Raw genomic sequence first — 21,767 nt, 5'->3', positions numbered from 1 at the left:
GGAGGAATAGCAATATGAAAGCAAGAAGTCTTTGTGCATCAACATTAGTAGCAATTTTAGGAGTAACGGTTTTAGGAGCGGCAACACCTGCATTCGCAGCACCAACTGAACTAACTTCAGAAGGTACAGTAAAAGTTACAGAAGGTACTGCCGGTGGTGGTGGGTCTGAAACAGTCGATCCAGAAAAACCTGGGGATAAATTACCAAAACCTGATCCAGAATCACCGGGTGAAAATACAAATCCAGATTCAGGATCATTAGTTATTGAGAAAACAACCGATTTAGATTTTGGGTCAGTTGAAACATCTGCAAATGCAGTAACAAGCTTTGCAAAACCAATGACATTTAACGGTGGAACAACAAAACGTGGTGCTTATGTACAATGGGCTGACGTTCGTGCTGGAGGCGTTTTCGGTTATACAATCACAGCACAATTAACAAAACAATTCACATCAGGAGCAAACGTATTATCTGGTTCAACAATTGACTTCAGCAATGGACTTGCTGCAGCACAAGGTGATAATACGAACGCTGTTCCTTCAAACGTTCAAACTGGTTTCCAATTAACAGAAGCAGCGAACGATGCAAAACCAGTCGTTGTTGCAGACAAAGCTAACAAAGAAGGAAAAGGACGTTATGTAATGGAATTTGGTCAAAGTTCTTCTTCAACAGTAGGTACTGTTGGAACTGATGCAAATTCTGTGAAATTAACAATTCCTGCAGCAACTGCTTCAAACATGGCTGTAGCGGATTATACTGCTACTGTAACTTGGAAAATTACTGCTGCTGAATAATCTTTAAGTACTTTAGTAAGCTGGTGAGATCTTCACCAGCTTGCTTTTTAGCTGAAAGAACCACTAACGAACTAGTTTTTTTCAGCTTACATAGGAAAAAAATAATTGAGAATATACGAGGTTTACAATGAAAAAAAACATAAAAACAATCAAACAATGGCTTTTACCGATCCTAATCATAACCATCGGTCTGTTTTTTAGTCCATCCACGAATCATGCTGAAGAAAAACAAAATAACAATCCTGCTGGCGCAACAGGATTTACGTACAGCATTACCTTTCCTGATAATCAAGTCAAAAAAGACCTAGGGTACTTTAAATTGCAAATGGAGCCAGGTAAAAATCAACAGATTTCCATCGCATTAAGTAATCCTGGTACTGAAAAAGTGACGATTGACGTTAAATTAAATGGGGCAAAGACGAACCAAAATGGTGTGATTGAATATGGTGAATCCACAATTAAAAACGATCCATCATTACCCTTTGATTTTACCAACATTGTAACAGGACCAGAGACAGTTGAACTGGCACCTGGGGAAACCAAGAATCTGGATTTGACTATTCAAATGCCAGAAACAAGCTTTGATGGTGTGATTGCTGGCGGAATCCAGTTGATGAGAGCAAATCAAAATGGCACGACTTCTAATGAAGGCGGCTCAAAAATCATTAACCAATATGCCTATGTGATTGGTGTTGTGTTGCAGGAATCAGAAAAAGTGCTTGCTCCAAATTTAGAATTAAACAGTGTAAAAGCTGGACAAAGCAATTATCGCAATGCTATTTTTATTAACTATTCCAATGTGATGGCAGCCTATTTAAATGATATGACAGTTGAAGTCCAAATCAAACCCAAGGGCAAAGACACTGTTCTTTACGAACGCAAACAAACCGCCATGAGAATGGCACCCAATTCCTTTATTGACTTTCCTGTCAGTATGAATGGGGAACGCATGGTGGCGGGTGATTATGTAGCGGATATTCTCGTGACGTCTGGTGACAAAAAATGGGCTTGGACTAAAGATTTTACCATTTCAGATAAAGATGCGAATAAATTCAACGAACGGGATGTTGGCTTAGTACAAGAAAAAGGACTGGACTGGAAATTGATCGCTCTGATCGTTGCAGGTGTATTAGTGCTGATTATCTTGATCTTCGTGATTATTCGGATACTCCGTAAGAAAAAACAAGAAAAAGAATTAGCTTTAAAAAAAGAACGTAAAAAGAAAAAACAGCAAGGTTCATCTAATGGAAAAAGTAGTAAGAAAAAGGATTAGAAAAGTATAGGAGCTGAAGTGTATGTCTGTTTTAGATTGGGTTTTCATCATAGGGATAGCACTATCAATCGTTGCGCTCCTAGGATCAATTTATTGTTTAGTGCAGTTTTTTCGTAAACGTGCTATGCTAAAAAAACTTCCGAATAAAAAATTTAAAAACAAAAAGAAAAATAGAAAAATAGCACGAAAAAAACAGCAGTTGATGAAACAGAAAAAAAAGAGCGTACGCTTATTTTGGGTAATGGCAGTAATAACAGCTATTTTAGCTGGTGGGATGTCGTATCTTTCTTATTATCAGTCGATGAATTTGACAACGGAGGATTCAGATTCGGTTGTGAAAGGCTACTATCTATTGCGGGATTTTGAAGATCAGCTGATTGTAGCTCGTGATAAAAGTGATGATGAAGAAAAATTACAAAAAAACCTTCGTTACTTAGCCACCTCTATGGCAAGCTACGGGACAAAAAAAGCAAGTGACGTCAATTCAGAAGAAGGACAAATTACCTTGAATCGGTACTATAATTCAGTCAAACAATTAGGGATGAATGCAAGTACGCAAACCAAAAACTTTTTCGGCAACCAAGAATTGGTGGATAGTTTTATAGCCGATATCAAGAAAGCGCAAGTCTATGAAAAAGAAACATTTGATTATTACAAAGTGAATGAATCTGCTTTTAAAGAAGAAAAGTTATCCAAGTGAGTGATTTTCGATGGAGAAAGAATCAAAGCGCATAAGAAAAAAGAAACCGTCAACTACAAGAAAAAAACGTTCTTCTCAAAAAGTACCAGCAAAAAAGACAGGAAACAAAAAAGGACCACACCATAATAAAAAGATCAAACACCAAAAACAACCCGTCAAAAACGATCTAAAAGAACTTATCGTTGCTATAAGTTTGAGTGTCGTATTGATACTTGTCATCAGCTCCTTTTTCCTGACGATCGTAACGGTTCACGGTTTTAGTATGATCCCAACGTTACGAGAAAAAGATCAGGTCCTTGTTCAAAAAACAACTGACTTCAAACGGTTTGATTTAGTTGCGTTTAAAAGTGGCAATGGGAACACACAAATTAGACGAGTCATTGGTTTGCCAGAAGAAAAAATTGCATATACAGATGATACACTTTTCGTGAATGACCAGCCGATAGATGAAAAATTTATTATGGATGAAATCAATGAAAGCCAGCGCAATGGCAAAAATTATACAGAAGATTTCACGAATCGAACGTTAACTTCTGCTGTTGTGATTCCTGAGGGATACTATTTGGTTTTGGGGGATAATCGACCGTACGCGACTGATAGTCGGCATTATGGTTTGATTGCAAAAGAGAATGTGATTGGGAAAGTTACGATGCAGCTTTTGCCGTTTGGTGAGATGAAGAGTTTTTAGAGTGGGAATATAGTACAAAAAGGATGGAGATGTTCCATCCTTTTTTTATGCTATATTCAAAGTTAGTGAAGATGAACTAAAGGCTTTCTAAAACAACACCTTTCCCATCATTAGTGATATTTTCGGATAGTAGAATTTGATCCATATAAAAACCTTATTTACATATAAGTACGCAAAGGAGGAAAAATATCTTATTTGATGAAATCATCGTTATTAGTGTGAGTGCTTCTCCAAAAAACATAAAATGAGTATATCGAGTACACTATCAAAACTACAAAAAATAGTTTGCTTAGATTTATCATAGAATTTCCTAAATCATAATTGATAGAAAATTCTTTTTGTAGTTTAAACTTTTCTTCCATTGTTAAAGATTCAGGGTCTTGAATAGGTAAAAAATTCAGTGTCAGAAAAGTTCCAACAACTTTCAAAACTATAAATAGACAACTAAGTGAAATGATTAGCAACTTGTTATATTTTATGAGAACTCACTCCTGTTCTATCTTATCTTGACATAGATCTTACTATTTCAATTTTATAAGGTTTTATATATCCACGAGATTGCATAGCATAGCAATAGTTATTCCCAAAACCGACAGCAAAATTATTACTATATCCATTTGGTTCCCAAGCAAAATCAAATATATCAGTAACTTTTACAGTAGTAAAGTAATTTCCATTTGCTTGTCGTTTATAGGACACTGTATAAGACACACCTCGTAAAGCTGTGAGTAAATGTCCACTTGTGAACGTATGTGATCCTGCAAAAGATCCTGAAGCTCTGCCTCCTCGGAAAGCTTCAGCTTTTAAACGACCGTAGTAAGAGCGCATTAAGTCTTCACTATCTACCATTTTAGCCCAAGTATCATTCGTATTGTAATACGTTGCTGGTGTATATGCTGAGTTGACTCTGTTTGCTGGAACCTCATATAATTAGCAGTCTGCCAATGTCCTCTCCGTTCTACCAGTTTAATTCCAGCAGTGTATGCTCCTAAAGCGATATCATAAGGTGTTGCAACTAAAGCTCTAGACGTTCGAGGTAAGTTGTTATCCAAAGATAAGTCAACGTTTTCCTCAGCAAATTCAAGCTGATTTTCTAATTTTTCATCTTGATCATTATCGTAGTTTTTTAGCTCAACTAGAACTGAATTTAAAAATGAATTAAAATCTTCGCTAGAATCATTTTCGGAAGGTACCTCATAATACATATCAATAGTACTATTAATGTAATCTGAATTTGCAGGTTCCGCTGAGGTGAGTTCCTCAATCAGATTAGTATTATTCTCACTGATTTCATACTTCTCTTGAGCCTCAACCTTTGTAGTAAATCCAAACCAAACGAATAGTAAAATTCCCCATAAAATTCTAATTCTTCCTTCATTTATTATCCAGAGTATATTATATCGTTCTTTTGGTGTTAATATTAAGTTTATTTGTATAGTGCTAATTTGATAATACAGGCATTTACTATTTAAGATTTGAAAATACAAGGTAGTAAATTTTCTATATTTAAGAAAAAAGAAGAAATAACCGATAGTTGGTAATCATACTTGTCACATTTAGAGAATGTTTTCGAGTGACGGTTGCTGGTCTTTGAATCATTTCTTAAAATGTTTCAAAACCAAAGAACTGTCCAGTTGATTATCTTGCATCCACGATTTTGATTCGTTACATATGTTCGTTCATTTTTTAGGAATTTAATTTCAATTAAAAAGATTGTATTTTAATGTATTTTAATCTTTTTGAATGTTTAAGCGTGCTTTTTTCGGTATGTTCGTTTATTTATTGAAATATTATTTCGTTTTTTAGATAAAAATGTTGAAAAAAAGATTCGTTAACTGTATGATGGGGTTGTCGATAGAAGAAATAGCTAATTATCGATTCGCATTATTCACTTCACTAACGATAAAAACGAAAAAATGGGCTAGCAGGAGGGATGATCGTTTTTAATTGATGTAGATAGATTCGTAGGCATTGTTTAGTTTGGTGGGTCAAATAAGTAGGTTCAGGCAATTATGTCGATTTTTTTCAATTTTTTTGATTGTTTTTGTAAGGGCTTTTATATCAGTTCAATGTAAAATAGGAGATGAGAATAGTGAAGAAGTTTACTGAGTTTATCGAAGAACATTTAGCAGGTCCCATGGCAAAATTGGCGAATCAGCGTCATTTACGTGCGATCAGAGATGGGATAATTGCCACATTACCGTTGATCATCATTGGATCATTTTTCTTAATTATTGCCTTTCCACCGTTACCGGCGGATTGGGGAATCACGCAGTTTTTAACTTCAAATGCGGCAACTATTTTATTACCTTATCGCATGACGATGTACATCATGACCTTGTATGCAACATTTGGGATTGGGGCAAGTTTATCCAAAACATATAACTTGGATGTCATTTCAGGTGGAATTTTAGCAACGATCGCTTTTCTATTGACGTTTGTTCCAGTCAATATTCCAGCAGAAGCGTTAGATGCGGCTGGAACAGCTGGGTTTGTATTGCCAATGGCTAATTTGGGTGGCGGCGGAATGTTTGTTGGAATCATCACATCGATTTTGGCCGTTGAAATTTATCGTTTAACGGATAAATCAAAATTCAAAATCACGATGCCAGAACAAGTACCACCTGCTGTAGCGAGATCGTTTGAAACGTTAACACCAACGTTGATTGTTATTTTAGGGATTTCTACGTTAACTTACTTTATTGGTTTCGATTGGCATTCAACGATTTCTAAAATTGTAAGCCCTTTAGTAAGCGCTGCAGATAGTTTGCCAAGTGTCTTATTCTTGATCTTTATGATTACCTTCTTTTGGTCATTCGGGATTCATGGTGTATCGATCGTTGGGTCGTTAGCAAGACCGTTGTGGTTGCAATTATTGGATGGAAATACTGCGGCAATGGCAGCTGGTAAAGAACTACCAAATATTGCGGCAGAGCCTTTTTATCAATGGTTTGTCTGGATCGGTGGATCAGGTTGTACAATTGGACTAGCGTTATTATTAGCATTTAAAACAAAATCTCAATTTGCTTCAAAACTAGGGAAAGCGACGTTAGCACCAGCTATTTTCAATATCAATGAACCGTTGATTTTTGGAACACCGATCGTATTGAATCCGATTTTGATCATTCCGTTTATTTTAACACCAATGGTGACTGCAACGATTGCTTGGTTTGTCACTCAGTTTGGTTTGGTCAATCGTGTGATCTTTACGGCACCTTGGACATTACCTGGACCGATTGGCGCTTATTTAGCAACGGGGGGCGATTGGCGTGCAGCAGTTTTAAGTGTTGTCCTGATCATTATTTCCGTCGTGATCTATTATCCATTTGTGATGATATATGATAACAATGAATTGGAAAAAGAACATGCTGTCAGCAACTAAAGACGGCTAATCAGATAAAAATGAGCGAAACGAAAATCCTTGTTACTACATTTTCGTTTCGTCATTTCTTTTGAGACGAGGAGACGAATAGAATGACGAAATTAGTATTTATGGCCACAAGTGTTTTATTCATCGTGGTTGGGTTGATTATGACCCACTATTTAAAAAAGAAGGATTTATTACCTAATCGTTGGTTGATCGGTTGTTCGGTCTTTTTGATTGCGTTGATTCCAACACTTTTATTTCCAACTATGCCGGAAATGATCAAACAAGCGATTTTTTGCATCAGCGGTTTATTAGCTGTTGTCTTTTTTGAAAGTAGTCGATTATTAGCTGAACAAACTAAAAAGGGGTCGAGTCAATGAGAAAATTAGGGATTTCAGTTTACCCAAATCATAACAGTGTAGCAGAAATCAAAGACTATCTGGATTTAGCGGCGAAATATAATTTTAAGCGTGTCTTTACTTGTTTATTATCGGGAGAAGCAGGCAAAGACCAGATTGTCAAAGAGTTTACAGAAACGATTGCTCATGGAAAATCATTAGGAATGGAAGTTATTGCAGATGTGAGTCCTAAAGTATTTGGAGCATTAGGCATCAGTTATGATGATTTATTATTTTTTAAAGAAATCAGAGCGGACGGAATTCGCTTAGACATGGGATTTACAGGAAATGAAGAATCGATCATGACGTTTAATCAGCAAGAGTTAGCAATTGAATTAAACATTAGTTCAGGTACTCGATATTTGGAAAATATTCTAAGCTATCAAGCAAATTCAGATAAATTATTGGGCTGCCATAATTTTTATCCCCATCGCTACACAGGATTGAATTATGACCATTTTATTGCAACATCAGAAGTCTATAAAGAACATGGGATTCGGACAGCCGCATTTATTAATTCTCCCACGGCAACGATTGGGCCGTGGCCAGTAGAAGAAGGCTTATGTACCTTAGAAATGCACCGAACTTGGCCAATCACCACTCAAGCAAAACATTTATGGGCGACAAATGTGATCGATGATGTGATCATTGCCAATGCCTTTGCCTCTGAAGCAGAGTTAAAAGCATTGAGTGAAATCGACCCATATCGTTTAACGCTTGATTGTGTGATCGATCCAAAAACTCCAGCACTAGAAAGAAAAATTATTTTAGAAGAGTTTCACTTTAATCGTGGGGATGTCTCTGATTATGTGATCCGTTCAACGCAAAGTCGTGTAAAATACAAAGGACATGAGTTCATCCCTTTTAATACAGTCAACATGGATACTGGCGATATTATTATTGAAACCTCGCTATATGCTCATTACGCAGGAGAACTGCAAGTTGCATTATTACCGATGGAAAACGCTGGGAAATCCAATGTGGTAGGCCAAGTTACCGCAGCTGATCAGATCTTATTATCGTACCTTAGACCATGGCAAAAATTTGCCTTCCATGAAGTCTAAATTGGATTAAAAAATAGAATAGAGGAGAAACAGATGGTTTATGCAATAGGTTTAATGTCAGGAACATCATTAGATGGCATCGATGCCGCATTAGTAGAAATTTCTGGTAAAAATGAAACGACAGCCGTTAAACTGATCGACTTTTTAACGGTACCCTTTAGTGAGGGAACTTTGCAGCGAATTCGTGAAGCACTATCACTTGAAAGTTCGGACGTAGAAAAAATTTGTTCCTTGAATATTGAATTAGGGGAGTGCTTTGCCCAAGCAACCTTAGCTGTTTGTACGCAAGCTGGGATTGCTTCGACGGAACTTGCTTTTATCGGCAGTCATGGTCAGACTATTTTTCATATTCCTTTTGCTCGAGATACTCTTTACGCCTCGACATTTCAAATTGGAGATCCGGCAGTGATTTGTGAGCGAACGAAAACAACGGTGGTTTCGAATTTTAGAGAACGGGATATGGCAGTTGGCGGTCAAGGAGCACCAATTGTTCCATATTCAGAATACGTGTTATATCAAAAGCAAAATACAACTAGATTGTTGCAAAATATTGGTGGGATCGGCAATGTAACAGTAATTCCAAAATCAGGAAACATAAACGATATGATCGCATTTGACACTGGACCAGGCAATGTCATCATGAATGAACTATGCTTGTACTTCTTCAATCAAGCGTATGATGAAAATGGAACTTATGCTAGTCAAGGCAAAGTTAGCCAAGCGTTGTTAGAAGAATTACTAGTGCATCCTTACATTCAAAAACCTTATCCAAAAACAACTGGACGAGAAGATTTTGGCAAACAATTTACGACAGCCCTACTTGAAAAATGGTCACTTGTCCCAAAAGATTTTATTGCAACAGCGACAATGTTTACTGCTAAAACCATTGCCAAAGCTGTTCAACCGTTTATTCAAGATGAAACGGAATTGATTGTTGGCGGCGGGGGGAGTTACAATCAAACCTTGATTGCAATGATCAAAGCAGAGCTTCCAGAAGTCAAGGTGATGATCCAAGAGGAAATGGGTTATTCTTCAGAAGCCAAAGAGGCGATTGCGATGGCTGTTTTAGCCAATCAAACCTTACAGCATTGTCCCGACAATGTTCCAAGTGCTACCGGTGCGGAAAAAGCTGTCCCATTAGGGAGTATCACCTACTATTAAATAAGTGGTTAATAATAGAAATTAAAAAAAAGAGCGGTGCAAAATAATTAGGATTTTGCACCGCTCTTTTTATATTTCTATTTAAAATAAACACAGACACACTCAGGTGCGTAAACATCTTTTTGGATCATTTCCAAAAGACCTGTTGTTTCATCACGACGATAAAGGGTTAAATTATCCGTATTTTGATTCGCTACAACGGCAAATTTTCCTGTAGGATCTAAATCAAAATCTCTAGGGATCTCACCTTCTGTTGAAATCAATTGAATACGGTCAACTTTACTACCGTCTTCCGTTGTTGCAAAAACAGCAATCGAATCATGTCCGCGGTTTGATGCGTAAACAAAACGTCCATCTGCTGAAATACGAATCGCTGCACCACCGTTGAATTCGTTGAACCCAACAGGTAAAGTGGATACTTTTTGAACTTGTTCAAAAGAACCATCAGCCGCATTATAAGCTAAAACCGTCACAGTACTATCTAACTCACCAAACAGATAAGCGAATTGATTATTTGGGTGGAAGACTAAATGACGAGGACCAGTTCCAGGTTCTGCTACATATTGGGCAACCTCAGATAATTTGCCAGCTTCACTGACGTCATATGTGTACACGCGATCAGTCCCAAGGTCACAGACTACTAAACGACGATCGGGTGTTAAGTCTGTATAATGTACATGTGCATTGTCTTGATTTTCATGCGGTCCAGTTGGTTCATCATGGACGATCTTATCCGTATGTTCTAATTGTCCATCGGTTAAAATACGATAAACATGAACGATTCCTTGGTGATAATTGGCACCAAAAACCAGTTGTTTTTCTTCATCAAGCGCTACATAACATGGAGGAGCGCCGGCTTCAGTGACTTTATTTAATAAATCAAATTGTCCATTATTGTGTTTATAAGCAGCCATACCACCTTCACCATCAACCGAAGTAACATTGAATAAGTCACCTGTTTGATTTAACGCTAAGTAGGTTGGGCTCGTTTCTTCTACTAATAAAGTTGCGTCAGAAAGTGTTCCATTTTCTGTATCTAACGTAATCTGATAAATCCCTTTACTTTCTCGACGTGTATACGTCCCTAATAAAATTTGTTCCAGCATGAAATTCCCTCCATTTTTTACTGAATACTACTAAGAATCAGCAATTGATTTAACTCTTTTAGTATACCATAAGAATTCCTTTATTTAGCAAATCTTTCCAAATCCAATGTTCGCATTTTCACTTGATTTATGCTATTATATTTTAAGACTGTAACGACAGTCATTTTTAATTTTAGAGGGGTGACACGCATGTACGATAATACAAATAGCAACAATGGTGCAGTTCGCTGTTCATTTTGTGGTAAGACACAAGAAGAAGTGAAAAAAATCGTTGCTGGACCTGGTGTCTATATTTGTAATGAATGTATCGACTTATGTAAAGAGATTATTGATGAAGAATTTTACGACGAAGCCGTACGTGAATTAACGGATGTCCCAAAACCTCAAGAAATATTGGATGTCTTAAACGAATATGTAATTGGACAAGATCAGGCAAAACGCTCATTAGCAGTGGCTGTCTATAATCACTATAAACGTGTAAATCAATCAGAAAATTCAAGCTCTGAAGATGTAGAATTACAAAAGAGCAATATTTGTTTAATTGGACCAACAGGTTCTGGGAAAACATTTTTAGCCCAAACATTGGCTAGAACATTGAATGTACCATTTGCGATTGCGGATGCAACAAGTCTTACAGAAGCAGGCTATGTCGGGGAAGACGTAGAAAATATTCTATTGAAACTGTTACAATCAGCAGATTTCAATGTAGAGCGTGCTGAAAAAGGCATTATCTATATTGATGAGATCGACAAAATTGCCCGTAAGAGTGAAAATGTTTCAATCACAAGAGATGTTTCAGGTGAAGGCGTGCAACAAGCCTTGCTTAAAATTTTGGAAGGAACAGTTGCTAGCGTGCCACCACAAGGCGGACGTAAGCATCCCCACCAAGAATTTATCCAAATCGATACAACAAATGTCTTGTTTATTGTTGGAGGAGCCTTTGACGGGATTGAAAACATGGTAAAAAATCGCTTAGGCGAAAAAACAATCGGTTTCGGTACAAAAAACAGCAAGTTGAATGAAGACGAGAGCGTAATGCAACAAATCATTCCAGAAGATTTGTTGAAATTCGGCTTGATTCCTGAATTTATCGGGCGCTTACCTGTTACAGCTGCATTAGAGAAGTTGACGACAGATGATTTAGTTCGTATCTTGACTGAACCTAAAAATGCACTAGTCAAACAATATCAAAAATTATTATCTTTAGATGACACAGAACTAGAATTTGATGAGGATGCTCTTCGTGCGATTGCCAATAAAGCAATCGAGCGTAATACAGGTGCTCGCGGTTTACGTTCAATCATTGAAGAAATCATGATGGATGTGATGTTTGATGTGCCATCAGATGATACGATCGAAAAAGTGATCATCACCGAAATGGCGGTTGAAGGTACAGGGAAACCAGCGATTGTGTATAATAAAAAAGATAAAAAAGCTGGCTAAATGTTAAAAGACAAAAAAGTAGAGATGCGTCTCTACTTTTTTACTGATTTTTATACAACAACGTTATTTAGCTTTGCGAGTTCGTTCAGCTTTTTAACTTATCTAGCTGCACAAGCCAGCTCTTCGGGAAAAAGATAAAATAGGAATAAGGTAAAAAGCACCTTATTCCTATTTTCCTATTTTTCTGTCAGAGCTAAACGGCTTGTTCCGCTTTTAAACGAAGGAGGTTCAATTATGAATGTTCATAACGCAGAAATTATTATTAGTGCGGTTTCACCTAAACAGTATCCGGAAACAGAGCTTCCAGAAATTGCTTTAGCAGGTCGCTCAAATGTCGGAAAATCATCCTTTATCAATACGTTGATCAACCGTAAAAATTTAGCCAGAACTTCTGGGAAACCAGGGAAGACGCAAACGTTGAATTTTTACCTAATTGAAGACGCCTTGCATTTTGTTGATGTTCCTGGCTATGGCTATGCCAAAGTGTCGAAGACGGAACGGGCTAAATGGGGCGAGATGATCGAAACCTATATGACAACTAGAGAGCAATTAAAGGCTGTTGTTTCGTTAGTCGATTTGCGTCATGCACCAACACAAGAAGATATTCAAATGTATGAGTTTTTAAAATACTATGATATCCCAGTAATCGTGGTTGCAACGAAGAAAGATAAAATTCCTCGTGGTAAATGGAATAAACATGAGAGTGTGATCAAGAAAGCCTTGAATTTCGATAAATCTGATGATTTTATTCTGTTCTCTTCGCAAACCAAAGAAGGAAAAGAAGAAGCCTGGCAAGCGATTGAAAAATATTTATAATAAAAAAGTAGCTTTGACGACTCACTTATGAGAGCAGTCAAAGCTACTTTTTTATTGTTCTTTTTTCTTTTCTTCTTTTTGTTCAGCTTTCGCTGCTTGTTTTTCTAGTTCTTCTTTCGGCATTTCGACTTTTTTAGGATCTACTGCAAAAGAGTCAAACAATTTATCTAAGTCATCTGTACGTTCAAATTTTAAGCCCATGCTGGTTTACTCCATTTCATTTTAGATTGAATAGAAGCTTATGACCTTGTTCAGCCTTCACTTCTTTTCTCTAGTTTAGCATCCTTTCAGAAATTTGAATAGTTTTCTTTTTCAAATCGTAAGAATCTATATAAAAATAGTTTTACTTTCAATTTGTAAGCTTGCATTCAATTACAAAACAAGGTATAGTTTTTTCGAATAGAGAAAAGAGGGACGAAATGGCAGGAAATATTTTTGTTGGAATGGTGCGCGGCTATCAGCGTTTTATTTCACCTGGGCTTCCAGCTAGTTGCCGCTATCACCCAACATGTTCACAATATATGATCGATGCCATCCAAACACATGGCAGTATCAAAGGTGTGACAATGGGGACAGCGAGATTTTTAAGATGTCATCCGCTGACCAAAGGCGGGATCGATTATGTACCGTTGAAATTTAGTTTAAAAAGAAACCCGGATCAAGAATATCATGGTCCCTATAACTATAGAAGAAACAAACACAATAAATAGATGAAGGCGGGCAGAAAACATGGCGATTTTGGCATTTGATTTTGGTGGTTCAGCAGTAAAATATGGGGTTTGGAACGGACAAGAAATGACCGACAAAGGGAAATTCACTACTCCTAAAACATGGGAAGAAATGAAAGCGTCCTTATTAGCTGTATTTGTTGGAATGGCGCAAGATTTTGAAGGGGTAGCATTAAGTGCACCAGGTGTGGTTGATGTTGAAAAACAATTGATCAATGGTATTTCAGCAATTCCGTATATCCACGGCTTTAACATTTTTAAAGAACTGGAAGAACTATTTAACCTGCCTGTTGCAATCGAAAACGACGCAAATTGTGCTGGGATGGCTGAAATTTATGAAGGAGCGGCAAAAGGGAAAAAAGAAGTTGCTTTTGTTGTTGTTGGTACTGGAATCGGTGGGGCAATTTTTCATAATGGGCAAATCGCTAAAGGCGCCCATCTTTATGGCGGCGAATTTGGTTTGATGTACCTAAATGAAGGAGAAGCCTTTAGTAAGTTAGGAACTGCGGTGCAAATGGCGTGGCGTTATTGCGAACGAAAAGGCGTAGAGAAAGAAACCTTTACTGGAGAAGATGTTTTTCGTTTAGCAGAAAATGGGGATGAATTGGCCAAAGAAGAAGTCAATCTCTTTTATGAGTATTTAACCCAAGGCCTGTTTAGCATTCAATTTTCACTTGATCCAGAGATGATTGTTTTGGGTGGCGGTGTTTCTGCTAAAGAAGGATTGTTAGATGAAGTCAATCGTCGAATGAAAGAAAAACTAGCGCATTTTGAATTAAATGACTTTATCCCAAAAATCGTTACCTGCAAATATGAAAATGATGCCAATCTGATTGGAGCGGCCGCTAATTTTATCACGAGCCAAAAGAATAACGAATAATCGAATCGAAAACGTCGAATTGCTGAGTGCAAGGAGACGTTTTTTTTACGAAAAAGAGAGAGTAAAATCTTGGATTATAAGTAACGTACAAATCTTAATAATTTGAATTATAGAAATTTTCTGAAAATTCATTGACATTTCTTTCGTTATTGATTATATTTGTATACATACTTCTTTAATAATTATATATGCAAAGAAAATTATCTGGCTTTACGAATTCATTCAGCTTTAAAATCATCTAGCTTTTTGTGTTAGCTCTTCGGGAAAAAGATAAAAACTGATTGTGGCAAAAAGCACCACATTCTGTTTTTCCTATTTTCCAGTCAGAGCTGACCAACACAACAAGCTTTAAAATCATCTAGCTTTTTGTGCTAGCTCTTTGGGAAAAAGATAAGAACTGATTGTGGTAAAAGACACCACATTCTGTTTTTCCTATTTTCCAGTCAGAGCTAATCAACACAATCAGCTTTAAAATCAAGGGGGAAATAAAATGAAAAAATTTAGCTTTTTATTTGCTAGTCTCTTTTTACTAGCAGCATGTGGTCCAGCAGCTGGCGGAGGCGCAAGCGGCGGTGGAAATAAGGTTGAAGGCGATACGATCAAAATTGGGATGAACATGGAGCTTTCTGGAGATGTTTCAGCGTATGGGAACGCTGAAAAAGAAGGAATCACTTTAGCCGTTGAGGAAATCAACGAAGCAGGTGGCGTGTTAGGAAAAAAATTAGAGTTGATCGAAAAAGACAATAAATCAGAAAATGGCGAAGCAACCTCAGTCGCAGCCAATTTAACGGCAAAAGATAAAGTTGTTGCAGTCGTGGGGCCAGCAACATCTGGTGCAACAAAAGCAACGATTCCAAATATGACGAAAGCGGCAGTTCCAGTTATCACACCTTCCGGGACGGATGACAGCATCACTGTTGTAAACGACAAAGTGCAAGAATATATTTTCAGAGCTTGTTTCCAAGATACCTTCCAAGGGGTCATCTTAGCAAATTTTGCGCAAGACAATTTGAAAGCGAAAAACGTTGTGATCATTGGCGATAACTCAAGTGATTACGCTATTGGCTTAACAAAATCATTCAAAGATACATTTAAAGGCAAGATCGCTAAAGAAGAAACCTTTACAGCAGGAGACAAAGATTTCCAAGCCATCTTAACAAAAATCAAAGACCTTGATTACGATGCAATCTACATCCCAGGCTACTATGCAGAAGCTGGCTTGATCATCAAACAAGCACGTGAAATGGGCATCGACAAACCGATTCTTGGAGCTGATGGATTTGGTGATGAAAAATTAGTTGAAATCGCTGGTGCGAAAAATGTATCTGAAGTTTATTACACAGGTCATTTCTCAGAAAAAGCACCTGCAACAGACAAAGTAACACCATTTGTAGAAGCATTCAAGAAAAAATATGACAAACAACCATCTGCATTTAACGCTTTAGGCTATGATTCAGTTTACATGTTGAAACAAGCAATGGAAGATAAAGATTCAGCAGATTCAAAAGACATTACAGCAGGTTTAGCTTCATTAAAAGACTTTGTTGGTGTAACAGGGAAAATGACGATGGATAAAGATCACAATCCTGAAAAATCTGCTGTTGTACTAGGCTTGACAGAAGGAAAAGAAACATCTGCGGATGCTGTAAATCCTTAACAACATTATCGTGACGAAACTAAAAGAGGGTGAGACAAGGTTCCGCGTTTTGTCCATCCTCTTTTTTCATTTATTAAATAGCAATTATTCTAAAACATTGGAAGTGATAAACATGGAAGTAGTTATCCAACAACTAGTCAATGGACTTTTTCTAGGTAGTATTTATGCGCTATTGGCGTTAGGGTATACAATGGTATACGGGATCATCAAATTGATCAACTTTGCCCATGGAGAAATCTATATGTTAGGTGGTTTTATGGGGTATTTCTTTATTAATAAATTAAGTTTAGGGTTCTTCCCAGCCTTAATTTTATCGATGGCAGGAGCTGCGGTAATCGGTGTTGTAATCGAATTTTTAGCGTATAGACCGCTAAGAAAATCAACACGAATTGCAGCTTTGATTACAGCGATTGGGGTTTCATTTTTACTACAAAACGGGATGATTTACTGGTTAGGACCTGAGAAAAAATCATTTCCGCAAGCAATTGAATTTAAAAATTATCAACTAGGTTTTATTCAAATTTCAAATATTCAAGTTCTTATTTTAGTCATATCCCTAGTCCTGATGATTGCGTTGCAATTGATTGTGAAAAAGACCAAGATGGGTAAAGCAATGCGAGCTGTTTCGGTTGATGCAGATGCTGCGCAATTGATGGGGATCAATGTTAATCGGACTATTTCATTTACGTTTGCTTTAGGTTCAGCGTTAGCTGCAGCAGCAGGTATGCTGATAGGCTTGTATTATAACTCTATCGATCCTATGATGGGTGTTGTTCCAGGACTTAAATCTTTCGTTGCCGCAGTTTTAGGTGGAATCGGGATCATACCTGGTGCAGCTTTGGGCGGCTTTGTGATCGGTTTGTTGGAAACGATCACGATAGCACTTGGTTTTTCAGATTATAAAGATGCAGTCGTATACGCATTGTTGATTATTATTTTATTGATTCGTCCTGCTGGTATTCTCGGCAAGAACATCAAAGAGAAAGTGTAGGTGGTAAGTATGAAAAAGAATTTAAAATATAACTTCGTTTGGCTTTTACTTGCCGCATTAGCTTATGCTTTTATCTATGTATTATATGTTACAGGGGTTATTACACCCTTCACTGAATATACCTTGATTACGATCGGAATCAATATTATGTTAGCCTTAGGATTGAATTTGATTATTGGTTTTTCAGGTCAGTTTTCTTTAGGGCATGCTGGGTTTATGGCAATCGGGGCTTATAGTGCAGCGATCATGTCCGTTAAATATCCTACAATGGGTGGTTTTTTTAGTGGGATTTTACTAGGAATCTTTTTATCTGGGATCGTGGCATTATTAGTTGGGATTCCAACATTGAGATTAAAAGGCGATTACTTAGCGATTGCAACTTTAGGAATTTCTGAGATTATTCGAATCATTATTATCAACATGAAAGATATCACGAATGGCCCTGCTGGAATCTTTGGTATTCCCCCAATGGTCAACTGGTCGATGGTCTTTGGATTTGTGGTTATTGTGACCTTGATCATTGTTAATTTTATTCACAGTGGACCAGGACGCGCAACAATGGCAATCAGAGAAGATGAGATTGCTGCTGAATCAATGGGCGTTAATACGACTAAATATAAAGTAGTTGCGTTTATTATTGGTGCGGTTACAGCTAGTGTGGCAGGTGCTATTTATTCAAGTTATGTTCAAACGATTGCACCAAAAGATTTTGGTTTCATGAAGTCAATCGACATTTTGATCATCGTGGTTTTTGGTGGCATCGGTAGCGTGACAGGGACCTTTATTGCAGCCATTGTACTAGGAATTTTGAACATGTTTTTACAGGATGCAGGCGCATTAAGAATGATCATTTACGCATTGGCCTTGATCATTATTATGATTTTCAAGCCAGGTGGTTTACTTGGAACGTGGGAATTTTCGGTAAAAAAAATCTTCAAGAAGAAGGAGGACAAAACAAATGCCTCTATTGAACGTTAAGAACTTAACAAAAAATTTCGGTGGGCTGGCTGCCGTTTCAAATGTCAATCTTTCTTTAGAACCCAACGAATTGATTGGCTTGATCGGTCCTAATGGTGCTGGTAAAACAACGCTGTTTAATCTTTTGACCGGCGTTTATGAGCCAAGCGATGGGACCGTGACATTAGATGTTTTAGGGAAAGAGCATGTCTTAAACGGAATGAAACCATATCATATTGCCGACATGGGCTTGAGCAGAACCTTCCAAAATATTCGTTTATTTAAAGATTTGACGGTCATGGATAATGTATTGATCGCAATGAATAGTAAAAATAAAGAAGGTATCCTATCGAGTATTTTACGTTTGCCAACTTTTTATAAAAAAGAAGAAGAGATGGAAAAGAAAGTTTTAGAGTTGCTTGCGATTTTTGGCTTAGAAGATAAAGTTCAAACTCTAGCAAAAAATCTTCCTTATGGGGAACAAAGACGTTTAGAAATCGTGCGTGCGTTGGCAACACAGCCAAAAGTGTTATTTTTAGATGAACCAGCAGCTGGGATGAATCCACAAGAAACGGCGGATTTAACTGAACTAATCAGGAAAATCCAAAAAGAATTTCAAATTACGATTGTGTTGATCGAGCATGATATGAGTTTAGTCATGGAAGTTTGTCAAAGAATTTATGTGTTAGAATATGGCAGAATCATTGCTGAAGGGGAACCAGAAACAATCAAAAACGATCCTCGAGTAATCGAAGCCTATCTTGGGGGGGAACTGTAATGTTAACAATTGAAAATTTATCCGTTCATTATGGCGTAATCCAAGCTGTTCGTGATGTTAGTTTTAATGTAGAACAAGGTGAAATCGTGTCGTTGATTGGCGCCAATGGGGCTGGAAAAACGACGATTTTAAGAACGATTTCAGGCTTGAATCGACCCTCAAATGGAACGATCACTTTTGAAGGGCAACAGATCCAAAAAATGCTTCCACAAAAAATTGTTGCTTCAGGATTGTGTCAAGTTCCAGAAGGTCGCCATGTTTTTGCTGGATTATCGGTTCAGGAAAACTTAGAAATGGGTGCCTTTTTGAGAAAAGATGGCGAGCTAAAGCAAGATTATGAGATGATTTTTGAACGATTTCCTATTTTGAGAGAACGAAAGAACCAAGATGCAGCTACTTTATCAGGTGGAGAACAACAAATGTTGGCTATGGGACGGGCGCTGATGTCTAAACCAAAACTATTGCTACTGGACGAACCATCGATGGGATTAGCACCCATTTTTATTCAAGAAATTTTTAATATCATAAAAGAAATCAATAAACAAGGAACAACCGTTTTACTAATTGAACAAAATGCGAAAATGGCACTTTCCATTGCAGATCGAGGCTATGTTTTAGAAACGGGTGAAGTTGTTTTAAGCGGTCCAGGAAAAGAGCTTCTTGAAAGTGAAGAAGTTAAAAAAGCCTATCTAGGGGGATAAAAGCATGAGTGTAAGTGATTTTATGACAAAAAATTTAGTCGTTGCTCAACCAGAAATGAAAATTTTTGATGCGGTAGATTTGATGAAAAAAAATAATATTCATCGTTTACCTGTAGTCAAAAATGAGCGCATAATTGGGTTGATCACAGAAGGCACGATTCAATCTGCAATGCCATCAAAAGCTACTAGCTTAAGCGTTTATGAAGTAAATTACCTACTTAACAAGACGACAGTAGCAGATATCATGGTAAAAGAGGTTCAAACTATTGAACCAGTCGCTTCTTTAGAAGATGGTATTTTTAAAATGCGTCAAAATAATATTGGGGTATTGCCTGTTGTAGACGGAAACGAGACACTAGTCGGAATTATTACAAATAATGATATTTTCGATGCATTCTTAAAAATCACAGGGTACAATGACGGTGGGACACGTGTTCAACTGCGCATTCCAGAAGATCACAAAGGCATATTAGCGGATATTACAAAGTTGCTAGCCGATAATGATTTTAGCATTTTGACGGTTATCGTAAATCGTAAAGAGTTAGAAACTGTTATTGAGTTACAAATCGAAAGTCGCGAGACTGATCAAATTGAAAAAATTTTAAAAGAAGCAAATTATGATGTTTTTGAAGCGGTATTTATATCAAAAAAAGTATAAAAAAGTCAATAATAGCAAGAATTTACCAGAAATTTTTTACTGAAAAAGAGTTTGACTATTATATTGGCATGTGATAGTTTTATATAGTGTGGTAAGGAGAATCTCTTTTAATCACACTTAAATAGTAAAAGATTTAATGTTTTACTATTTGTACATTATGTCCTAAAACAATAGGGGTTATTGTTGGTATGATTATTACAGAACATCTGTAATTAATTATAAATATTTAAGATAGGAGGAAAACAAATGAAAAAAGTTATTGGATTTATCGTGGCTGTTGTTGCGATATTAAGCTTTGCTACACCAGCTTCTGCTGATGGAGCTATTTCAACAACAGAACAGTCTATTCTTAATGAATTGAATGCTGGTGTAACAATCGGCGGTAAAAAATTCAATTTTGATGCGGCTGAAACAAACGCAGCTGCAAATCACTTGAAACGTGTTGACTTAACACAAGCTCAAGCTGATGAGGCTGTAAAAAATATTCAAGCAGCACGTGGATTAGTTGAAAGTGTATCTGTTAATACATCAAGTGCTAATTCTCTTGCAAGTGCAATTAAATTATTGCCAGCTAACGTAATTTCTCAAGTACAAAATTACGCAGTTGCTGCTGGAAATGCTGTTGGCGTGAAAATTACTTTTGGTGGCGGAAGCTACTCAGCAGTAACAATCACAGATGCGAATGGCGCACCTGTTTACAAAACTGGAACTCCAGTGAAAAATACAGGTTCTAATTACGCATTAAGCGGTATTACTTTTGGCTCATTGATCGTAGCTGCAGCAGGTGCAGTATTCGTGAGCAGAAAGAACAAACTAGCATAATATGAAACAATTAAAAAGAGTAGGGGCATTTATTTACATGCCTCTTCTCTTTATGTTTTTTGGCTATCTCATTATTTACATAATTGGCGCACCTGTCATTAATTTTGCTACTTCAGCAGTCGAATTGATTTCACTGAATGATGCTCCGAATTTTGAGCAAAAAGGGACGAACCTTTTTGAACAAAGAAATGCAACAAAAGAGCAAACAACATCAGGAAAAGTAACCGATAAATCAGTAGATCAAACCACTGAGCAGACAGCGGACCTCGTTGATCAAGAGTCGAAAGCAGTTGCGAATGGAATCGAAGTGACTAAAACGGGCGATTTAGCTTCTTCAAGTATGGTCTATCCAGTAGGTGGAGATCAATTTGGGGAAGTAGTGATCGATAAAGTTGGAATTAATGAGCCATTATATTACGGAGATAGCGAAGAAATCTTGCGTTTAGGCGCAGGACAGTACATCGGCAGTATGATTCCAGGAGATCTTGGAGCGACGTTGATCGGCGGGCATAATCTGCCTTCTTTTGGGAAAATCTATTACTTAGAACCTGGTGATCAAGTCGAGGTCCATACTCATTATGGCGATTATACGTATCAAGTGACAGAAGTAAAGGTTGCGAATTATAAAGACTCAGCAATCAATACGAAGTTAGGCGACCGTTCAAAAAGATCACTGATTCTTTATACTTGTTATCCATTAGATGCGATTGGTTTAACACCAGAACGTGTTTTTGTTTCTGCAGACTATGTATCTGGACCAATCATTGATGAGAAGTCATAAAGGA

At 37.2% G+C, this 21,767-nt stretch carries 24 protein-coding genes; 20 read left to right on the top strand and 4 right to left on the bottom strand.

Translation table 11 applies throughout. From position 1 onward, the window contains the following. The first annotated feature begins 14 nt into the window (after positions 1–14). From A5819_RS00995 to lepB, 4 genes are all read left to right on the top strand, one after another. Entirely contained in the window at positions 15–794 is a 780-nt protein-coding gene (locus A5819_RS00995; RefSeq protein WP_086280939.1) for a WxL domain-containing protein, read from the top strand. A 127-nt stretch (positions 795–921) separates the two neighbouring features. Then, the gene (locus tag A5819_RS00990) at positions 922–2,067 is read left to right on the top strand and encodes a DUF916 and DUF3324 domain-containing protein (RefSeq protein ID WP_086280941.1); all 1,146 of its coding nucleotides are present in this window, start codon (positions 922–924) and stop codon (positions 2,065–2,067) included. 22 nt (positions 2,068–2,089) lie between these two features. After that, entirely contained in the window at positions 2,090–2,767 is a 678-nt protein-coding gene (locus A5819_RS00985) for a hypothetical protein (protein ID WP_086280944.1), read from the top strand. Positions 2,768–2,777: 10 nt separating this feature from the next. Beyond that, a complete protein-coding gene (gene lepB / locus A5819_RS00980; protein WP_086280947.1) occupies positions 2,778–3,455 on the top strand; it encodes a signal peptidase I in 678 nt (225 codons plus the stop codon). Between the two features lie 501 nt (positions 3,456–3,956). On the opposite strand, the gene A5819_RS19600 is transcribed toward lepB, so the two are convergent. Together A5819_RS19600 and A5819_RS19595 are read right to left on the bottom strand one after the other, a co-directional pair. Then, positions 3,957–4,304 (bottom strand): hypothetical protein, encoded by a 348-nt coding sequence (locus tag A5819_RS19600; protein WP_254907180.1) that lies wholly within the window; start codon positions 4,302–4,304, stop codon positions 3,957–3,959. Beyond that, the gene (locus A5819_RS19595) at positions 4,298–4,942 is read right to left on the bottom strand and encodes a hypothetical protein (protein WP_254907179.1); all 645 of its coding nucleotides are present in this window, start codon (positions 4,940–4,942) and stop codon (positions 4,298–4,300) included. The genes A5819_RS19600 and A5819_RS19595 overlap by 7 nt, the downstream gene beginning before the upstream one ends. 602 nt (positions 4,943–5,544) lie before the next feature. On the opposite strand from A5819_RS19595, the gene A5819_RS00965 reads away from it, so the two are divergent. The 4 genes from A5819_RS00965 to anmK all read left to right on the top strand — a co-directional run bounded on the left by A5819_RS00965 (position 5,545) and on the right by anmK (position 9,445). Continuing rightward, on the top strand, positions 5,545–6,837 hold the full coding sequence (locus A5819_RS00965; RefSeq protein WP_086281428.1) for a PTS sugar transporter subunit IIC: 1,293 nt from the start codon (positions 5,545–5,547) through the stop codon (positions 6,835–6,837). A gap of 92 nt (positions 6,838–6,929) precedes the next feature. Then, positions 6,930–7,202, top strand: coding sequence for a hypothetical protein (locus tag A5819_RS00960; protein ID WP_086280955.1), 273 nt, complete (start codon positions 6,930–6,932; stop codon positions 7,200–7,202). Then, positions 7,199–8,284: a DUF871 domain-containing protein gene (locus tag A5819_RS00955; protein WP_086280979.1), complete on the top strand. Its 1,086-nt coding sequence runs from the start codon at positions 7,199–7,201 to the stop codon at positions 8,282–8,284. The genes A5819_RS00960 and A5819_RS00955 overlap by 4 nt, the downstream gene beginning before the upstream one ends. Before the next feature lie 33 nt (positions 8,285–8,317). Then, positions 8,318–9,445 carry an anhydro-N-acetylmuramic acid kinase AnmK gene (gene anmK, locus A5819_RS00950; RefSeq protein WP_086280982.1) on the top strand — a complete coding sequence of 376 codons (1,128 nt, stop codon included), beginning with the start codon at positions 8,318–8,320 and terminating at the stop codon, positions 9,443–9,445. 77 nt (positions 9,446–9,522) lie between these two features. Here the strand turns inward: anmK and A5819_RS00945 are convergent, their stop codons facing one another. Further along, the gene (locus A5819_RS00945; protein ID WP_086280987.1) at positions 9,523–10,551 is read right to left on the bottom strand and encodes a lactonase family protein; all 1,029 of its coding nucleotides are present in this window, start codon (positions 10,549–10,551) and stop codon (positions 9,523–9,525) included. Positions 10,552–10,740: 189 nt separating this feature from the next. Between A5819_RS00945 and clpX the strand changes: the two genes are divergently transcribed. Both clpX and yihA read left to right on the top strand, forming a co-directional pair. Further along, positions 10,741–11,994 (top strand): ATP-dependent Clp protease ATP-binding subunit ClpX, encoded by a 1,254-nt coding sequence (gene clpX / locus A5819_RS00940; protein ID WP_010760745.1) that lies wholly within the window; start codon positions 10,741–10,743, stop codon positions 11,992–11,994. A 234-nt stretch (positions 11,995–12,228) separates the two neighbouring features. Further along, positions 12,229–12,810 carry a ribosome biogenesis GTP-binding protein YihA/YsxC gene (yihA, locus tag A5819_RS00935; protein WP_010760746.1) on the top strand — a complete coding sequence of 194 codons (582 nt, stop codon included), beginning with the start codon at positions 12,229–12,231 and terminating at the stop codon, positions 12,808–12,810. Between the two features lie 51 nt (positions 12,811–12,861). Here yihA and A5819_RS19110 read toward each other — a convergent pair whose 3' ends face one another. Beyond that, entirely contained in the window at positions 12,862–13,011 is a 150-nt protein-coding gene (locus A5819_RS19110) for an SPJ_0845 family protein (protein ID WP_010771573.1), read from the bottom strand. A gap of 218 nt (positions 13,012–13,229) precedes the next feature. Here A5819_RS19110 and yidD point away from each other — a divergent pair, with 218 nt between their 5' ends. The 10 genes from yidD (at position 13,230) to A5819_RS00880 (ending at position 21,763) form a co-directional block, all read left to right on the top strand. Next, positions 13,230–13,520: a membrane protein insertion efficiency factor YidD gene (gene yidD / locus A5819_RS00925; RefSeq protein WP_086280991.1), complete on the top strand. Its 291-nt coding sequence runs from the start codon at positions 13,230–13,232 to the stop codon at positions 13,518–13,520. A 19-nt stretch (positions 13,521–13,539) separates the two neighbouring features. After that, complete coding sequence (locus A5819_RS00920) at positions 13,540–14,418, top strand: ROK family protein (RefSeq protein WP_086280993.1); 879 nt, start codon at positions 13,540–13,542, stop codon at positions 14,416–14,418. A 490-nt stretch (positions 14,419–14,908) separates the two neighbouring features. Further along, a complete protein-coding gene (locus A5819_RS00915) occupies positions 14,909–16,075 on the top strand; it encodes an ABC transporter substrate-binding protein (protein ID WP_086280996.1) in 1,167 nt (388 codons plus the stop codon). Positions 16,076–16,187: 112 nt separating this feature from the next. Then, positions 16,188–17,066, top strand: coding sequence for a branched-chain amino acid ABC transporter permease (locus A5819_RS00910; RefSeq protein WP_086280998.1), 879 nt, complete (start codon positions 16,188–16,190; stop codon positions 17,064–17,066). A 9-nt stretch (positions 17,067–17,075) separates the two neighbouring features. After that, positions 17,076–18,044, top strand: a complete 969-nt coding sequence (locus A5819_RS00905) for a branched-chain amino acid ABC transporter permease (protein ID WP_086281001.1) — start codon at positions 17,076–17,078, stop codon at positions 18,042–18,044. Beyond that, positions 18,025–18,801 (top strand): ABC transporter ATP-binding protein, encoded by a 777-nt coding sequence (locus A5819_RS00900; protein WP_086281004.1) that lies wholly within the window; start codon positions 18,025–18,027, stop codon positions 18,799–18,801. The genes A5819_RS00905 and A5819_RS00900 overlap by 20 nt, the downstream gene beginning before the upstream one ends. Beyond that, entirely contained in the window at positions 18,801–19,502 is a 702-nt protein-coding gene (locus A5819_RS00895; protein WP_086281007.1) for an ABC transporter ATP-binding protein, read from the top strand. Before A5819_RS00900 ends, A5819_RS00895 begins: the two co-directional genes overlap by 1 nt. Positions 19,503–19,506: 4 nt before the next feature. Next, a complete protein-coding gene (locus A5819_RS00890; RefSeq protein ID WP_086281010.1) occupies positions 19,507–20,160 on the top strand; it encodes a CBS domain-containing protein in 654 nt (217 codons plus the stop codon). Between the two features lie 246 nt (positions 20,161–20,406). Continuing rightward, positions 20,407–20,982 (top strand): hypothetical protein, encoded by a 576-nt coding sequence (locus tag A5819_RS00885; RefSeq protein ID WP_086281013.1) that lies wholly within the window; start codon positions 20,407–20,409, stop codon positions 20,980–20,982. A gap of 1 nt (position 20,983) precedes the next feature. Beyond that, entirely contained in the window at positions 20,984–21,763 is a 780-nt protein-coding gene (locus A5819_RS00880) for a class D sortase (protein ID WP_086281016.1), read from the top strand. Positions 21,764–21,767: the final 4 nt, after the last annotated feature.

The organism is Enterococcus sp. 7E2_DIV0204 (assembly GCF_002140855.1).
Taxonomy (GTDB): Bacteria; Bacillota; Bacilli; order Lactobacillales; family Enterococcaceae; genus Enterococcus_L; species Enterococcus_L lemimoniae.
Note: the sequence above shows the minus strand (reverse complement) of the source record. Positions and strands in the feature narration are given on the sequence as shown.

What these genes read in the sequence shown, in the direction of transcription:
- A5819_RS00990 (WP_086280941.1), top strand. Translation starts at nt 922, where the DNA reads ATGAAAAAAAACATAAAAACAATCAAACAATGGCTTTTACCGATCCTA.
- A5819_RS00945 (WP_086280987.1), bottom strand. Translation starts at nt 10,551, where the DNA reads ATGCTGGAACAAATTTTATTAGGGACGTATACACGTCGAGAAAGTAAA.
- A5819_RS19110 (WP_010771573.1), bottom strand. Translation starts at nt 13,011, where the DNA reads ATGGGCTTAAAATTTGAACGTACAGATGACTTAGATAAATTGTTTGAC.
- A5819_RS00915 (WP_086280996.1), top strand. Translation starts at nt 14,909, where the DNA reads ATGAAAAAATTTAGCTTTTTATTTGCTAGTCTCTTTTTACTAGCAGCA.
- lepB (WP_086280947.1), top strand. Translation starts at nt 2,778, where the DNA reads ATGGAGAAAGAATCAAAGCGCATAAGAAAAAAGAAACCGTCAACTACA.
- A5819_RS00880 (WP_086281016.1), top strand. Translation starts at nt 20,984, where the DNA reads ATGAAACAATTAAAAAGAGTAGGGGCATTTATTTACATGCCTCTTCTC.
- yidD (WP_086280991.1), top strand. Translation starts at nt 13,230, where the DNA reads ATGGCAGGAAATATTTTTGTTGGAATGGTGCGCGGCTATCAGCGTTTT.
- A5819_RS00905 (WP_086281001.1), top strand. Translation starts at nt 17,076, where the DNA reads ATGAAAAAGAATTTAAAATATAACTTCGTTTGGCTTTTACTTGCCGCA.
- A5819_RS00920 (WP_086280993.1), top strand. Translation starts at nt 13,540, where the DNA reads ATGGCGATTTTGGCATTTGATTTTGGTGGTTCAGCAGTAAAATATGGG.
- A5819_RS00985 (WP_086280944.1), top strand. Translation starts at nt 2,090, where the DNA reads ATGTCTGTTTTAGATTGGGTTTTCATCATAGGGATAGCACTATCAATC.
- A5819_RS00910 (WP_086280998.1), top strand. Translation starts at nt 16,188, where the DNA reads ATGGAAGTAGTTATCCAACAACTAGTCAATGGACTTTTTCTAGGTAGT.
- A5819_RS00895 (WP_086281007.1), top strand. Translation starts at nt 18,801, where the DNA reads ATGTTAACAATTGAAAATTTATCCGTTCATTATGGCGTAATCCAAGCT.
- A5819_RS00890 (WP_086281010.1), top strand. Translation starts at nt 19,507, where the DNA reads ATGAGTGTAAGTGATTTTATGACAAAAAATTTAGTCGTTGCTCAACCA.
- clpX (WP_010760745.1), top strand. Translation starts at nt 10,741, where the DNA reads ATGTACGATAATACAAATAGCAACAATGGTGCAGTTCGCTGTTCATTT.
- yihA (WP_010760746.1), top strand. Translation starts at nt 12,229, where the DNA reads ATGAATGTTCATAACGCAGAAATTATTATTAGTGCGGTTTCACCTAAA.
- A5819_RS19600 (WP_254907180.1), bottom strand. Translation starts at nt 4,304, where the DNA reads ATGGTAGATAGTGAAGACTTAATGCGCTCTTACTACGGTCGTTTAAAA.
- A5819_RS00955 (WP_086280979.1), top strand. Translation starts at nt 7,199, where the DNA reads ATGAGAAAATTAGGGATTTCAGTTTACCCAAATCATAACAGTGTAGCA.
- A5819_RS00885 (WP_086281013.1), top strand. Translation starts at nt 20,407, where the DNA reads ATGAAAAAAGTTATTGGATTTATCGTGGCTGTTGTTGCGATATTAAGC.
- anmK (WP_086280982.1), top strand. Translation starts at nt 8,318, where the DNA reads ATGGTTTATGCAATAGGTTTAATGTCAGGAACATCATTAGATGGCATC.
- A5819_RS00960 (WP_086280955.1), top strand. Translation starts at nt 6,930, where the DNA reads ATGACGAAATTAGTATTTATGGCCACAAGTGTTTTATTCATCGTGGTT.
- A5819_RS00900 (WP_086281004.1), top strand. Translation starts at nt 18,025, where the DNA reads ATGCCTCTATTGAACGTTAAGAACTTAACAAAAAATTTCGGTGGGCTG.
- A5819_RS00995 (WP_086280939.1), top strand. Translation starts at nt 15, where the DNA reads ATGAAAGCAAGAAGTCTTTGTGCATCAACATTAGTAGCAATTTTAGGA.